Here is a 12,886-nt window from a genome sequence, read left to right on the forward strand (position 1 = left end):
GCCTACAGCTGCCACAGGCGCAGCGGCAGCAAGCCCCACCACGCCAGTACCAGCAGCAGTTGCAGGGCCGCCAGCAAGGCCACCCAATCCCATTTCGCCCACGAGCCCGCCTCGGCCGCCGTGCCGCGGCTGCGCCAGCAGCGAGCCAGGCCGAACGCCGTCGCCAGCGGCAGCGCGCCCGTCACCAATACCAGCAGCACGCTGGCGATGGTGATGTCGCCCAGGCGCAGGTAGGACTGGAAATAGAAAAAGGGCAGCGGCAGGAGCAGCGCCAGCATGGCCAGCAAAGGAGCGAACAGATGGTCGCCCCGTCCCAGGCTGCGCAGCGCGGCGCGCCACACGCCCACCACCAGCACGTACAGCAAGCCGGCCGCACCGAGGGCCAGGCTGCCCCACAGCACCAGCATGCGCATCATCGACGCGCGCTCATAGCTGCGCAGGCCATCGCTGAGCACATGCTTGCCATCTTCCTGCATCAGCACGTGCGACGGCGTGCTGCGGTCGCTGGCGCGGAACAGCAGGCCGCCCACCGGCTCCAGTTCCTTCGGTTCGCCCTGGAACGGGATCAGGAACAGCGACTCGCCATCCCATTTCACACGCGTAAAACCGAAGACGGCGTCGACCCAGGCCATGCTGGCCATGGGGCTGGGCGACGGCACGTAGACGCCCTGCCAGTTTTCCACCGTGGGTGCGGGCGTGCCGCGCGGGGCCGGCGCGCGCAGCGGCAGTTCCAGGTCGCGCAGCAGCAGGCGGTTGAAGCGTTCATAGTCGGCCTGCTCGGCATCCGTATTGAAAGCCACGAAGAACGCGCTGTCCTGTTCCGGATAGATGCACAGCATGGCGCGGAAACCCACGGCCGTGCCAGGATGGCAGGCGCCCACCACGTTATGGCGGTCGCGCACGGCCAGCGCCAGGCCGTGTCCCGTTGCCAGGCCCGCCTGCGCCGCATCCGTGCCGGCCGGCTCGGACAAGGCGCCCATCAGCGCCAGGTCAATGAACTGCGCGCCCTGCAGCTTGCCATCGCCCATCAGGAACTGCGCCAGCTTGCCCATGTCGGCCGCCGTGGTGGTGAACTGCGCGGCCGGACGCAAATACTGGGGCACGGCCGGCTGCGCCACGCCATGCTCGAAGTGGCCCATGGCCAGGCGCGGGTCCGCGAGCGATCCCGCTTGGGTGCTCATTTGCGTACTCATTTGTGTAACGTAGGCAAACGTGCTGTCCGCCATGCCCAGCGGTTGCAGCAGCTGCGCATCGAGGTAGCGCTCGTACGGCTGGCCCGTGACCTTCTCGATCACCATGCCCAGCAAGCCATAGCCCATGTTCGAGTATGCATAGCGGCTGCCGGGCCGGGCGCCCACGCGCAGCAGATTGCGCCCACCGTCAAACGCCTCGGCCAGCGGCGTCTCCGGCGCCGGGTTCAGACTGAACGCCTGCCAGAAGCGCACGTTATCGAGGCCCGACGTATGCGCGAGCAGGTGGCGGATGCGCACGGGGTCGCTGGCCTGCCACGGGTTTTTCAGCGCCAGTTCCGGCAGCACCTGCTGCACGGGCGTGTCGAGCGTGAGCTTGTCTTCGCTGACGAGGCGCAGAATGCCCAGCGCCAGCGCCACCTTGCCCACGGAGCTCACCTGCATGCGCGTATCCGTCTGCATGGGTATGTTCTTGGCGGCATCGCGCAAGCCGGACGCGCCGACTTTGACTGTCCCGTCAGGCAAGACTTCGCTCCAAACGGCGCCCGCCAGACCCTCTTCCTTCAAGCCGGCGGCAAACTCCGCGTCCAGGGTTGGGCCGGCGGCATGCGCAGCGGTGATGCACAACAGCAAGGCCGGCAAAGCCTGGCGCAGCCATGATCTGGCGCGCGCGGCCAGGGTAGGATATCGATCTCGTTTCAACAATGTATTCTGCCTTTTTCCATGGACTGCGCTGCCGCGCCGCTTTGCTTGTTACAATTAAAAATTGAGCAACGACGGGAGCTTTCATGTCACAAGATATTCTTTTGGATACCCAACTTCAGCAGACCAAAAAACTGGCCTGGTGGTTGTACCTGATACATGGCGCCAGCTTCGTGTTTTCGCTGGGCGCGTTTTCCTTCATTCCGCTCATCATCAATTATGTGAAGCGGGACGAGGCCGCCGGGACCTTCGTGCACAGCCATCACAGCTGGATGATCCGTTCCTTCTGGTGGTACGTGGTCTGGATCGTCGTCGGCGCCATCCTGTGGGTCACGCTGATCGGCATTCCGCTGGCCCTCATCGTGTGGGGCGTGGCCTGGCTGTGGAAAGCCTACCGCCTGCTGCGCGGCTTCATCGACCTGAACAACAACAGCCCCGTCCCCATGTAAATGCTTGCGGGCAAGCCATCGTGCTTGCCCGCACACGGCTACATCGCCGCGAACGCCCGTTCGATATCGGCGATCAAGTCCTGCGGATCTTCCAGCCCCACGTTCAGGCGCACCAGCTGGCCCGGCAACTGCCAGCCCTTGCGCATGGCGGCGATACGGTACGGCATCACCAGGCTGTTCGCGCCACCCCAGCTGTAGCCAATCTTGAACAACTGCAAGGCATCGACGAAGCGGTCCGTCTGCGCCTCCGTGTAGCGGGCATCGAACAGCACGGAAAACAGGCCGCCCGCGCCCGTAAAGTCGCGCTGCCAGATGGCGTGGCCCGGGCAATCGGCGAAGGCCGGATGCAGCACCGTGGCGATCTCGCTGCGGCCCTTGAGCCAGGCGGCCACCGTGCGCGCGCCCGCATCGTGAGCGTCGAAGCGCAGCTTCATGGTGGGCAAGCCGCGCAGCACCAGATAGGCGTCGTCCGCCCCCACACCCATGCCCAGACGCATGTGCGCCTGTGCCAGGCGGTCGTGCAGCGCCCGCTCGCGCGTAAAGAGCGCGCCCATCAGCACGTCCGAGCCGCCCGACTGGTATTTCGTCAACGCCTGCATGATGATGTCCACGCCCAGGTCGAAGCCGCGCAGGGCCAGGCCCGCCGACCAGGTGTTGTCCAAAGCCACCAGCACACCGCGCGCATGGGCGGCCGCGCAGATGGCGGGCAAGTCCGGCACCTCCATGGTCACGGAACCGGGTGCTTCCGTCCAGATCAGTTTGGTGTTTGGCTGGATCAGGGCCGCGATGCCGGCCCCGATAAGCGGATCGTAATAGCGGGCCGTGATGCCGAAATCCTGCGCCAGCCAGCGTCCCAGTTCGCGGTTCGGGTTGTATATATTTTCCGGCAATAAAACGTCGTCACCCGTTTTCAGCAGGGCAAAGTCCGCCATGGCGATGGCCGCCAGGCCCGACGGCGCCAGCAGGCAGTATTGTCCCCCTTCGATTTCAGCCAGCCGCGCTTCCAGGGTGAAGGTGGTGGGCGTGCCGTGCAAGCCGTAGGTATAGGCGTTCTTGTCTTTCCAGTCGCCCGAGCGCATGGCCGCCACGTCCTTGAACAGCACGGTCGATGCGTGATGGATGGCGTTGGGAAACGCGGCAAAGCCTTGCGGTGCCTGGTAATCGCTGTGGATCAGCGCGGTTTGCGGAGATTTGGGTGTGGTCATGGCGTCGGCAACGGGTCGTAGACAATAAAAAAGCAGACCGCACAATGCGGGTCCGCATTGATTGTAAGGGCTTTGCTCAAAAACTGCCGTACAACTGGCGCCAGATGTATAGCGAACGGAAGAATAAATCCGATAATGCTTTCACATTTACCATGTATTATTAGCATGCTTTATTTTTAATATTTTAATTTTATACATTCCAATCTGAAGGATATCCCATGTTGAAAAATGCAGTGCTCGCTTGCGTCCTGGCTGTGGCCACGACAACGGCGCTGGCCGCTCCTGCCAAGCCTAACGTGGTCAACTTTTCCTATACCGGTTTTTATGATGAATTGAATGGCGGTGCGTGGAACCCCGACTTGCGGCTGGAAGGGAGCTTTAATTTCAACAATGCCAATGGCGACAATGTCATCACGAAAAACGAAGCCTACAACTTGGTATTCAATGGTCGGAACTACTACCATGACTGCAACAATGGCAATATCTACATGCGCTGTGGAGTAGATGTACTGGAATATTCTGCTGCAGGCGGCTTGAATATCTCCGCGTATTTCACCGGCAGCTATCCCGACGAAACCTATTTTGGCAGATTGAAGACGGGTGACTCTTTTGCCTACACTTATTACCATCCTTTTGATCCCGGTTCGAGCAGTATCAGCGTACGCTGGTCGCCAGACACCAAGCTGACGATCAGTCCCGTACTGGTCCCCGTACCCGAGCCTGAAACCTATGCCATGCTGCTGCTGGGCCTGGCCGGTATCGCCTGGATGCAGCGCCGGCGTCGCGCCATCTGAAGCGCCACAAAAAAAAGGGACCGCCAAACTGGCGATCCCTCTTTTCAAAACAGTATCAACGCTGTCGGCCACACCAGGACAGCGTTACTCCGCAGCGCCCCACAAGTCATGCGCATCCGCGGACGTGATGGTCACGTCGACAAATTGGCCGACCGCCAGCTTGCGGTGCGGTTCGAACGGCGGCTTCACATACACGACGCCATCGATTTCCGGCGCGTCGGCGGACGAACGGCCCACGCCGCCGGAGCGGGTGACTTCATCGATCAGCACGCGCACGGTCTTGCCGACCTTGGCTTGCAGGCGTTTCTTGGAAATTTCTTCCTGCAGCAGCATGACGCGGCCGCGGCGCTCTTCGCGCAACTCTTCCGGCACGGGGTTGGCAATTTCGTTGGCCGTCGCGCCTTCCACAGGCGAATAGGCGAAGCAGCCCAGGCGGTCGATCTGCGCTTCCTTGAGGAAGTCCAGCAGGTATTCGAATTCCGCTTCCGTTTCGCCCGGGAAACCGGCGATGAAGGTCGAGCGGATGGTCAGGTCCGGGTTGATGGCGCGCCAGGCCTGGATGCGGTCGAGGTTTTTCTCGCCGCTGGCCGGACGCTTCATGCGCTTCAATACGTCAGGATGCGCATGCTGCATCGGGATGTCGAGGTATGGCAGGATGTGGCCGCCGCTCATCATCGGGATGATCTGGTCCACGTGCGGGTATGGATATACATAGTGCAGGCGCACCCAGGCGCCGTAGGACTTGGCCAGTTCGCCCAGCGCTTCCGTCAGCTGCGTCATGTGGGTTTTCACGGGACGGCCATTCCAGAAGCCGGAACGGAATTTCACGTCCACGCCATACGCCGACGTGTCTTGCGAAATGACCAGCAATTCCTTGACGCCGGCCTTGAACAGGTTTTCCGCTTCGATCATCAGTTCGCCGATCGGGCGCGAAACGAGGTCGCCGCGCATGGACGGGATGATGCAGAAGCTGCAGCGGTGGTTGCAGCCTTCGGAAATTTTCAGGTAGGCATAGTGCTTCGGCGTCAGCTTGACGCCTTGCGGCGGCACCAGGTCGAGGAACGGTGCATGCGGTTTCGGCAGGTGCAAGTGGACGGAATCCATCACTTCGGCCAGCGCGTGCGGGCCCGTGACGGACAGCACTTTCGGGTGCACCTTCATGATGATGTCGTCGCCGGCAGCATCTTTCTTGGCGCCCAGGCAACCGGTGACGATGACCTTGCCGTTTTCAGCCAGCGCTTCGCCGATGGCGTCGAGCGACTCTTGCACGGCAGCATCGATAAAACCGCAGGTATTGACGATCACCAGATCGGCGCCAGCGTAGGATTTCGCCGTTTCGTAGCCTTCGGCGCGCAGTTGGGTCAGGATTTGTTCGGAGTCGACCAGCGCTTTCGGGCAGCCGAGCGAGACAAAGCCCACTTTCGGCGCCGCACCTGGCATGGCCAGCATGGCCTCGGGCTGGGCGGAAGGAACGGGAATACGGTGAATTTCAGACATAGTTGGCAGCTAGTAAAATGGTGAGGCGAATCGGCTATTGTACCCCGAGCCGCCCCTTGCTGGCAGAACTATGCTGTTTTGATGACGCCGATACAACTCCCGGGCGATCAAATCGCCCGGTGAACGTGTGGCATTGCTTACTTTTTGTCCGTTGGCGGGACCGGCGGAACGAACGGGAACGTGCCGAACAGATTCTTGCTCTGGCTTTGCATCTGTTCCTGCATCTGCACGAACAGACTCTTGCTCTGGTCGATGTAGTTGTTCATCATGCCTTGCATCATCGGGCCCTGGACATTCATGAACTGGGTCCACATTTCAGGGCTGAATGGCTTGCCTTCGAAACTGCCGGCCGACGTGCCCGTGAATTTGTGCTGGATATCGGTGAACGCTTGCACGTTCTTTTCCAGGTAGGATCCCATCATGCCCTGCATGGCGTGGCCATAGTAGCGGATGATCTGCGACAACACGCTGCTCGAGAACATGGGCGCGCCGTTCGCTTCCTCTTCCAAAATGATTTGCAGCAAGATGCTGCGCGTCAAATCTTCATTGGATTTGGCATCGACGACGGTAAACACCTCATTGTCCAACACCAGTTGCTTGACGTCCGTCAAGGTGATGTAAGAACTGGTTTGCGTGTCATACAGACGGCGGTTAGGATATTTTTTAATCAGGCGGTCTATACTTTTTTTTGCACTACTCATCACAAGTTCCACTTATTGCGCCGCAGCGCATACTGAGTTAATCCGAAAAAAAAGCGAACGTGGGTCCGCTTTCGCACCTGCCTACGTTTTCCATTATAGAGTGGAAAACGGCTCCATTGCACATCAGGGTAGTAGATTCCCGCATTTATTGCAACGCAACTAAAAGTAGATTCCTGACAAGACCGGAGATTACGCCGGTCTCGTCAGCAAAAACGCTTTGTGAATTAATCCGCCCTGACTTTAACATACCGCCCTGGCGCCGGCTCGATTGCCGCGTGGCGTTTGTTGCCTGGCTTGCCTGGCGCCTTCACCTGGGCGCCGCCGTGTTCGGCCAGGAAGGCAGCCCATTCGGGCCACCAGCTGCCCACGTGCTCGGTCGCGCCTTCCATCCATTGCTCGGCAGTCAAGGGCTTGGCTTTGGCCGTGCGTGGCTGGTCATTACTCCAGTAACTGCGCTTTTTCTTCGAGGCAGGATTGATCACGCCGGCGATATGGCCCGACGCACCGAGGATAAAACGGTTGGCTTTCGGTTTTTTCGGATTCAGCAAAGCCGTGCTGGCGTAGGCCGCGCCCCAAGGCACGATATGGTCTTCGCGCGAACCGTAGATGAAAGCGGGCGCGTCGATGCTGCTCAGGTCGACCTTTTCACCGGCCACCGTCAGCTTGCCCGGCACTTTCAGGCTGTTTTCCAGGTAAGTGTTGCGCAGATACCAGCAGAACATGGGGCCCGGCAAGCCCGTGCCATCGCCATTCCAATACAGCAAGTCGAACGCGGGCGGCTCCTTGCCCTTCAGGTAATTCGACTGCACATAATTCCACACGAGATCGTTCGGCCGCAAGCTCGAGAAAGTGCTGCCCAGGTCGCGGCCCGACATCAGGCCGCCCTTGGCCAGAGACTGCTCGCGCAGCGCCACTTGTGGCTCGTCGATAAAGACGTTGAGCGCGCCCGTGTCGCAGAAATCGAGGAAAGTGGTCAGCAAGGTCACGCTGGCGGCCGGATTCTCGCCCCGTGCCTTGAGCACGGCCAGCGCCGTCGAGACGATGGTGCCGCCCACGCAAAAGCCGAACATATTGAGCTTGTCCTGGCCGGAAATTTCCTGCGTGACCTTGATGGCTTCTATCACGCCTTGCTCGACGTAATCGTCCCACGTCAGGTGCTGCATGCTCATGTCCGGATTGCGCCAGGACATGAGGAATACGGTATTGCCCTGCTCCACCGCGTAGCGCACGAGCGAGTTTTCCGGCTGCAAGTCAAGGATATAGAATTTATTGATGCACGGCGGCACCATCAATAGCGGACGCTGGTGTACCGTGGCCGTCGTCGGCGTGTACTGGATCAGCTGGAACAAGGCGTTTTCAAACACCACCGTGCCCGGCGTGGTGGCCACGTTGCGGCCCACTTCGAAGGCCGATTCATCGGACTGCGAAATGCGTCCTTTCTGCATGTCGGCCAGCATATTGCTCAAGCCCTTGGTCAGGCTTTCGCCCTTGGTCTCGATCAGGGTTTGCTGAGCATCGGGATTGGTGGCAAGAAAATTGGCGGGCGACATGGCATCGACGATTTGCTGCACGGCAAACGCAATCTTTTGCTTCTGGTGCGGCGTCGCTTCCACCGCGTCGGCCATGGCGCTGAGAAACTCCGCGTTCAGCAGGTAGGCCGCCGCATTGAAGGCCGAGAGGGGGCTGGCGTGCCAGGCAGGGGCGGCAAAGCGGCGGTCTTTCAGCTCCGGTGTCTTGCCGGCCATGAAGTCGGCCCACAAGCCCGTCAGCTTGGCCACGTAGGCGTTTTTCAGTTGCTCGATCACCTCCGGCTTGATGCTGGCGCCCGCATCCTGCAAAATGCCGGCAATCGGATTGCCCTGGGGCTGCGGTACCATGTTGAACCACGTCTTCCACTGCTCAGGATTGCTGATCTGCGCCATCCATTCCTTGGTCATCATTTGAGGATCGGGCATATTCATAGGTATATGTAAGTCCATTCAAGAATTAATAAATAATTACTTCCGGGCCACCTGCATGCAAACTCTTACTGATTGCCACTACTTATGATGCTCATGACCGCTGTCGCCTGGATCTATGTCGTCGGCCTCATGGCGCTGACGGAACCGTCGATCGTCGCCGGGGTGATGACCTTCGTGCTGTACTGCGTCATTCCCCTGTCCATCCTATTCTATCTGACGGGCTCGCGGCGACGCAAACGCAAGGCGGCGCGCATCACGGAACAGAACGCGCGCTCCAAAGCCTCAGCAGACGATAAAACAAAAACGGCAGACACATAAGTGTCTGCCGTGCAGATTATTTGCGCCAGATCAAGCTGGCCTGTCTTCCCGTGACGCCATCGCGCCGGTACGAGTAAAACTGCGCCGCATCGCTGACGGTGCAATATTCCCCACCCGCCACTTGCGCCACGCCATCGCGCAGCAGCATGGTGCGCGCCAGCGCATAGATGTCGGCCAGGTACTTGCCCGGCTTGCCAGCGATGGCGACGAACGCAGCGCTCAACACTTGCCGTTCAGCATCGTCGCGCGCGCCGTCGCGGAACGCTTGCAGCACATCCTGCCCCACTTCGAATTGCTGCGGACCAATGGCCGGCCCCAGCCAGGCGAGAATGTCCGTCGCACCCTGCGCCCGCATGGCCGCCACCGTGCGCTGCAAGACGCCGTTGGCCAGGCCGCGCCAGCCCGCATGGGCCGCGCCGACGACCAGGCCATCCGTCGAACAGAACAGCACCGGCAGGCAATCGGCCGTCATCACCACGCACACGGCGCCAGGCTGCGCTGCCACACTGGCGTCGGCGTCCGGCACGTAGCCGTCCAGCTTGCCAGCATCGGCCACGGTCACGCCATGCACCTGCGACAGCCAGGCCGGTTGCGCCGGCAAGACCTCTGCCAGCCGCGCCCGGTTGGCGGCCACGTGCGCAGGGTCGTCGCCCACGTGCGTGCCCAGGTTCAAGCCATCGCCGCCCTGCCCGTCACCATACGGCCCCTGGCTTACGCCGCCTGCGCGCACGGTTGCCAGCGCGCCCACGTTTGCAGGCAAGCCGGGCCAATCGGGCACAAGGCAAGGCAACGGCGACGTCATCAGACCTGTTCCGGCTCGGGAATGCCGGCGGTGGCGATCAATTGCGCGAAATCATCGGCCAGCGGCACGATCCATTCGCACGCTTCCAGAGTGCCCGGATGCACGAGACCAAGACGGCGCGCCTGCAGCGCCTGGCGCGAGAAGACAGACACCAGATGCTGCTTGCCGTACACGTAATCGCCGACCAGCGCGAACCCCAGATGCTGCATGTGCACGCGGATCTGGTGCGTGCGGCCCGTTTCCAGGCGGCATTGCATCAGGCTCACGGGACGGCGGTCGAGTTCGCCGCTGCCGATCAATTCATAGTGCGTGATGGCGGGCTTGGCGGTGAAATTCTCCGAGACGGCCATCTTGACCCGGTCGCGCGGGTGGCGCGCGATGGACGCATCGATGGTGCCCGCCATTTTCGGCGTACCCCACACAAGCGCGAAATATTCGCGCTTGACGGTGCGCGCCTGCAACTGGCGCACCAGATCCGTTTGCGAGGCCAAGGTCTTGCCGACGACCATCAGGCCGCTCGTATCCTTGTCCAGGCGGTGCACGATGCCGGCGCGCGGCACCCCCGCCAGCTGCGGGCAGTGGTGCAGCAAGCCGTTGAGCAAGGTGCCCGACCAGTTGCCCGGGCCCGGATGCACGACCAGTCCGGCCGGTTTGTTGATGACGATGATATGCTCATCTTCGTGCACGATGTTCAATTCCATCGCTTCCGGCTTAAAAGCCTCGTCTTCCGGCGCGCTTTGCGGCAGAATGACGATCTTCTCGTCGCCATAGGCGGTCATGTTGCGTTTGGCAACTTTTCCATCGACGGTCACGAAACCGGCTTCCAGCCACAATTGCAGGCGGCTGCGCGAGTATTGCGGCACCAGCTTGGAGATGACTTTATCGAGGCGGTGGCCGCAGGCGTCCGGCGTCAGTTCCAATGTAATCGGGGCCATTTCCTCGAAGACGTCGTCGGCGGCAAAATCGCCGTCAAACGCCTCTTCGGCAGCATGGTCAGAAAGGGAGTCAAACGCGGGGTCAGCCAAATTAGGCTTCGGAGTTAATATCACAGCATTCCCATCGGCTATAATCAGCCTATTGTAAAATCTTGGTTAAAACCTTCTTGCAAAACGTCATGCAAAAAAAATTATCGTTGGTAGTCGCTTCAGTCGTTCTGCTCGGCATGTCCGCTTGCAGCTTGTTGCCTGAAAAAGTGGATGAGACCAAAAACTGGTCCGTTACGAAATTATACTCGGAGGCGCGTGAAGAAATGACCGGGCAGCACTATGAAGCTGCAATCGGTCTGTTCCAGAAGCTGGAGGCTAACTATCCTTTTGGCAACTATGCTCTGCAAGCGCAGATGGAGATCGCTTACGCGTATTATAAGTCGGGAGACCAGGCGCAGGCACTGGCTGCCGTCGAACGCTTCATCAAGTTGCATCCGAACCACGCCAATGTGGACTATATGTACTACTTGCGGGGCCTGATCAGCTTTAACGACCAGATCAGCTTCCTGAACTTCCTGTACGAGCAAGATCCGACCGAGCGCGATCCGAAAGCCACGCGCGAAGCGTTTGCGGCCTTCAAGCAACTGGTCGACAAGTTCCCAAATAGTAAATATGCGCCCGATTCGCTGGCCCGCATGAACTATTTGATCGATGCGATGGCGAAATACGAAGTGCACGTGGCGCGTTATTACTACCGCCGCGGCGCCTATCTGGCCGCTGCCAACCGCGCGCAAACGACGGTGAGCGACTTTGCCGCCTCGCCGGCCATCGAAGAAGCGCTGTTCATCATGTACCGTTCGTATGACAAGCTGGGCTTGACCGACCTGCGCGACGACGCCTTGCGCGTGCTGACCAAGAACTACCCGAACACGGCATTCCTCAGCCCGGAAGGGGTGAACAAGGAACGCAAGTGGTGGAAATTCTGGCAGTAAGATAAGAAAAAACCGGGCTAGCCCGGTTTTTTTACTTATTCGCCTACCTTGCGCCGGAACACCCAGCTAGTATCGTTCGATGCTTCCGGCACATACGCGTAACCGTCGACGTCGAACTGCTTCAGCTGCTGCGGATCGCGGATATTGTTGACGGCCGCATAGCGGGCCAGCATGCCGCGCGCGCGCTTGGCGTAGAACGAGATGATTTTATACTTGCCGTTCTTCCAGTCCTCGAACACGGGCGCGATGACGGGCACGTCCAGCTGGCGCGGCTTGACGGATTTGAAATATTCTTCGGAAGCAAGATTGACCAACACTTGCGCGCCCTGCTCCCTGGCAGTACGGTTCAGGCCGTTGGTGATGGTGTCGCCCCAGAACGCATACAAATCCTTGCCGCGCGCGGTCGACAGCCGCGTGCCCATTTCCAGGCGGTGCGGGTGGATCAGGTCCAGCGGGCGCAGCAAGCCGTACAGGCCCGACAGGATGCGCACGCGCGACTGGGCATAGTCGAGCTGGGCCGGCTGCAGGCTGCGCGCCTCGAAGCCGGCATACACGTCGCCATTGAAGGCCATGATGGCCTGGCGCGCGTCGTCAAGCTGGGGCGTCCAGGACGCGTAGCGGGCCACGTTGAGGGCGGACAAGGCATCGGAAATACCCATCAGGCTGCCCACTTCGGCCGGCGAAAACTGGCGCATGCGGGCTATGAGCTGGGCGGAATGGTCGAGAAAATCAGGGGTGCTGTGCAACGAGGTTGTTGGCGGCGTCTCCAGGTCGAGACTCTTGGCGGGCGAAAGCACGATCAACATAAATTATCACTACAGAATAGAATTGCCGACATGATACCTGCTCCACAAAAACTCGTCCTCGACACCAACGTTTGCCTCGACCTGTTCGTCTTCAACGACCCGCGCTGGGCGGGCCTGCTGACGGCCATGGAAAGCGGCGCCGTGCACGCCATCACGCGCGAAGATTGCCGCGCAGAATATCTGGTCGTGCTGCACTACAAGCATCTGCCGCTCGATGAAGCCAGCCGCGCCGTTGCCGCCGCCCGCTTCGACGCCCACATCAGCGTCGTGGCGCCGCCCGTCTCCGGCGTGCGCCTGCCCGTCTGCACGGACAAGGATGACCAGAAATTCCTCGAACTGGCGCGCGACGCCAACGCCGACATCCTCATCACCAAGGACAAGGCCCTGCTGAAACTGGCCCGCAAGACGGCCAAGGCCGGCATGTTCAAGATCATGGTGCCGGAAGGCTGGGCATTGCCAGGCTGAGCCGCCAAAGCCCCGCACGCAACGGGGCGCGCTGCGCTAGAATGGGACACGATTCCACTTTCCGCACCGCGACCCTAC

13 protein-coding genes are annotated in these 12,886 nt (G+C 60.5%); 5 read left to right on the top strand and 8 right to left on the bottom strand.

The genetic code is table 11. From position 1 onward, the window contains the following. Positions 1 to 2: 2 nt before the first annotated feature. Positions 3 to 1,892 (bottom strand): serine hydrolase domain-containing protein, encoded by a 1,890-nt coding sequence (locus tag ASN89_RS15845; RefSeq protein WP_161911776.1) that lies wholly within the window; start codon positions 1,890 to 1,892, stop codon positions 3 to 5. An 86-nt stretch (positions 1,893 to 1,978) separates the two neighbouring features. Here ASN89_RS15845 and ASN89_RS15850 point away from each other — a divergent pair, with 86 nt between their 5' ends. Next, positions 1,979 to 2,341: a DUF4870 family protein gene (locus ASN89_RS15850; RefSeq protein WP_058049934.1), complete on the top strand. Its 363-nt coding sequence runs from the start codon at positions 1,979 to 1,981 to the stop codon at positions 2,339 to 2,341. A 38-nt stretch (positions 2,342 to 2,379) separates the two neighbouring features. On the opposite strand, the gene ASN89_RS15855 is transcribed toward ASN89_RS15850, so the two are convergent. After that, a complete protein-coding gene (locus ASN89_RS15855; protein ID WP_058049935.1) occupies positions 2,380 to 3,546 on the bottom strand; it encodes a cystathionine beta-lyase in 1,167 nt (388 codons plus the stop codon). 218 nt (positions 3,547 to 3,764) lie between these two features. Between ASN89_RS15855 and ASN89_RS15860 the strand changes: the two genes are divergently transcribed. After that, the gene (locus tag ASN89_RS15860) at positions 3,765 to 4,340 is read left to right on the top strand and encodes a PEP-CTERM sorting domain-containing protein (RefSeq protein WP_046683023.1); all 576 of its coding nucleotides are present in this window, start codon (positions 3,765 to 3,767) and stop codon (positions 4,338 to 4,340) included. Between the two features lie 84 nt (positions 4,341 to 4,424). Here the strand turns inward: ASN89_RS15860 and rimO are convergent, their stop codons facing one another. The 3 genes from rimO to phaC form a co-directional block, all read right to left on the bottom strand. Continuing rightward, complete coding sequence (rimO, locus tag ASN89_RS15865; protein WP_180979539.1) at positions 4,425 to 5,780, bottom strand: 30S ribosomal protein S12 methylthiotransferase RimO; 1,356 nt, start codon at positions 5,778 to 5,780, stop codon at positions 4,425 to 4,427. Positions 5,781 to 5,974: 194 nt separating this feature from the next. Continuing rightward, positions 5,975 to 6,538, bottom strand: coding sequence for a polyhydroxyalkanoate synthesis repressor PhaR (phaR, locus tag ASN89_RS15870; RefSeq protein ID WP_010399000.1), 564 nt, complete (start codon positions 6,536 to 6,538; stop codon positions 5,975 to 5,977). Between the two features lie 224 nt (positions 6,539 to 6,762). Next, entirely contained in the window at positions 6,763 to 8,478 is a 1,716-nt protein-coding gene (phaC, locus tag ASN89_RS15875; RefSeq protein ID WP_082654604.1) for a class I poly(R)-hydroxyalkanoic acid synthase, read from the bottom strand. A 114-nt stretch (positions 8,479 to 8,592) separates the two neighbouring features. Between phaC and ASN89_RS15880 the strand changes: the two genes are divergently transcribed. Next, positions 8,593 to 8,817 (top strand): hypothetical protein, encoded by a 225-nt coding sequence (locus ASN89_RS15880; RefSeq protein WP_235501986.1) that lies wholly within the window; start codon positions 8,593 to 8,595, stop codon positions 8,815 to 8,817. A 16-nt stretch (positions 8,818 to 8,833) separates the two neighbouring features. Here the strand turns inward: ASN89_RS15880 and pgeF are convergent, their stop codons facing one another. After that, a complete protein-coding gene (gene pgeF, locus ASN89_RS15885; protein ID WP_058049937.1) occupies positions 8,834 to 9,619 on the bottom strand; it encodes a peptidoglycan editing factor PgeF in 786 nt (261 codons plus the stop codon). Further along, on the bottom strand, positions 9,619 to 10,644 hold the full coding sequence (locus tag ASN89_RS15890; RefSeq protein ID WP_046683027.1) for an RluA family pseudouridine synthase: 1,026 nt from the start codon (positions 10,642 to 10,644) through the stop codon (positions 9,619 to 9,621). The genes pgeF and ASN89_RS15890 overlap by 1 nt, the downstream gene beginning before the upstream one ends. An 89-nt stretch (positions 10,645 to 10,733) precedes the next feature. On the opposite strand from ASN89_RS15890, the gene ASN89_RS15895 reads away from it, so the two are divergent. Beyond that, entirely contained in the window at positions 10,734 to 11,537 is an 804-nt protein-coding gene (locus ASN89_RS15895; RefSeq protein WP_046683028.1) for an outer membrane protein assembly factor BamD, read from the top strand. Positions 11,538 to 11,572: 35 nt separating this feature from the next. On the opposite strand, the gene yaaA is transcribed toward ASN89_RS15895, so the two are convergent. Next, entirely contained in the window at positions 11,573 to 12,343 is a 771-nt protein-coding gene (gene yaaA, locus ASN89_RS15900; protein WP_046683029.1) for a peroxide stress protein YaaA, read from the bottom strand. Between the two features lie 30 nt (positions 12,344 to 12,373). Here yaaA and ASN89_RS15905 point away from each other — a divergent pair, with 30 nt between their 5' ends. Continuing rightward, positions 12,374 to 12,808 (top strand): putative toxin-antitoxin system toxin component, PIN family, encoded by a 435-nt coding sequence (locus ASN89_RS15905; protein ID WP_058049938.1) that lies wholly within the window; start codon positions 12,374 to 12,376, stop codon positions 12,806 to 12,808. Positions 12,809 to 12,886: the final 78 nt, after the last annotated feature.

Origin of the sequence: Janthinobacterium sp. Ant5-2-1, assembly GCF_001445815.1 — a bacterium.
Classification (GTDB): domain Bacteria; phylum Pseudomonadota; class Gammaproteobacteria; order Burkholderiales; family Burkholderiaceae_D; genus Janthinobacterium; species Janthinobacterium lividum_E.

Coding starts and splice junctions, on each gene's coding strand:
- ASN89_RS15855 (WP_058049935.1), bottom strand. CDS start 3,546: ATGACCACACCCAAATCTCCGCAAACCGCGCTGATCCACAGCGATTAC.
- phaR (WP_010399000.1), bottom strand. CDS start 6,538: ATGAGTAGTGCAAAAAAAAGTATAGACCGCCTGATTAAAAAATATCCT.
- ASN89_RS15880 (WP_235501986.1), top strand. CDS start 8,593: ATGACCGCTGTCGCCTGGATCTATGTCGTCGGCCTCATGGCGCTGACG.
- rimO (WP_180979539.1), bottom strand. CDS start 5,780: ATGCCAGGTGCGGCGCCGAAAGTGGGCTTTGTCTCGCTCGGCTGCCCG.
- pgeF (WP_058049937.1), bottom strand. CDS start 9,619: ATGACGTCGCCGTTGCCTTGCCTTGTGCCCGATTGGCCCGGCTTGCCT.
- ASN89_RS15860 (WP_046683023.1), top strand. CDS start 3,765: ATGTTGAAAAATGCAGTGCTCGCTTGCGTCCTGGCTGTGGCCACGACA.
- ASN89_RS15850 (WP_058049934.1), top strand. CDS start 1,979: ATGTCACAAGATATTCTTTTGGATACCCAACTTCAGCAGACCAAAAAA.
- yaaA (WP_046683029.1), bottom strand. CDS start 12,343: ATGTTGATCGTGCTTTCGCCCGCCAAGAGTCTCGACCTGGAGACGCCG.
- ASN89_RS15895 (WP_046683028.1), top strand. CDS start 10,734: ATGCAAAAAAAATTATCGTTGGTAGTCGCTTCAGTCGTTCTGCTCGGC.
- phaC (WP_082654604.1), bottom strand. CDS start 8,478: ATGATGACCAAGGAATGGATGGCGCAGATCAGCAATCCTGAGCAGTGG.
- ASN89_RS15905 (WP_058049938.1), top strand. CDS start 12,374: ATGATACCTGCTCCACAAAAACTCGTCCTCGACACCAACGTTTGCCTC.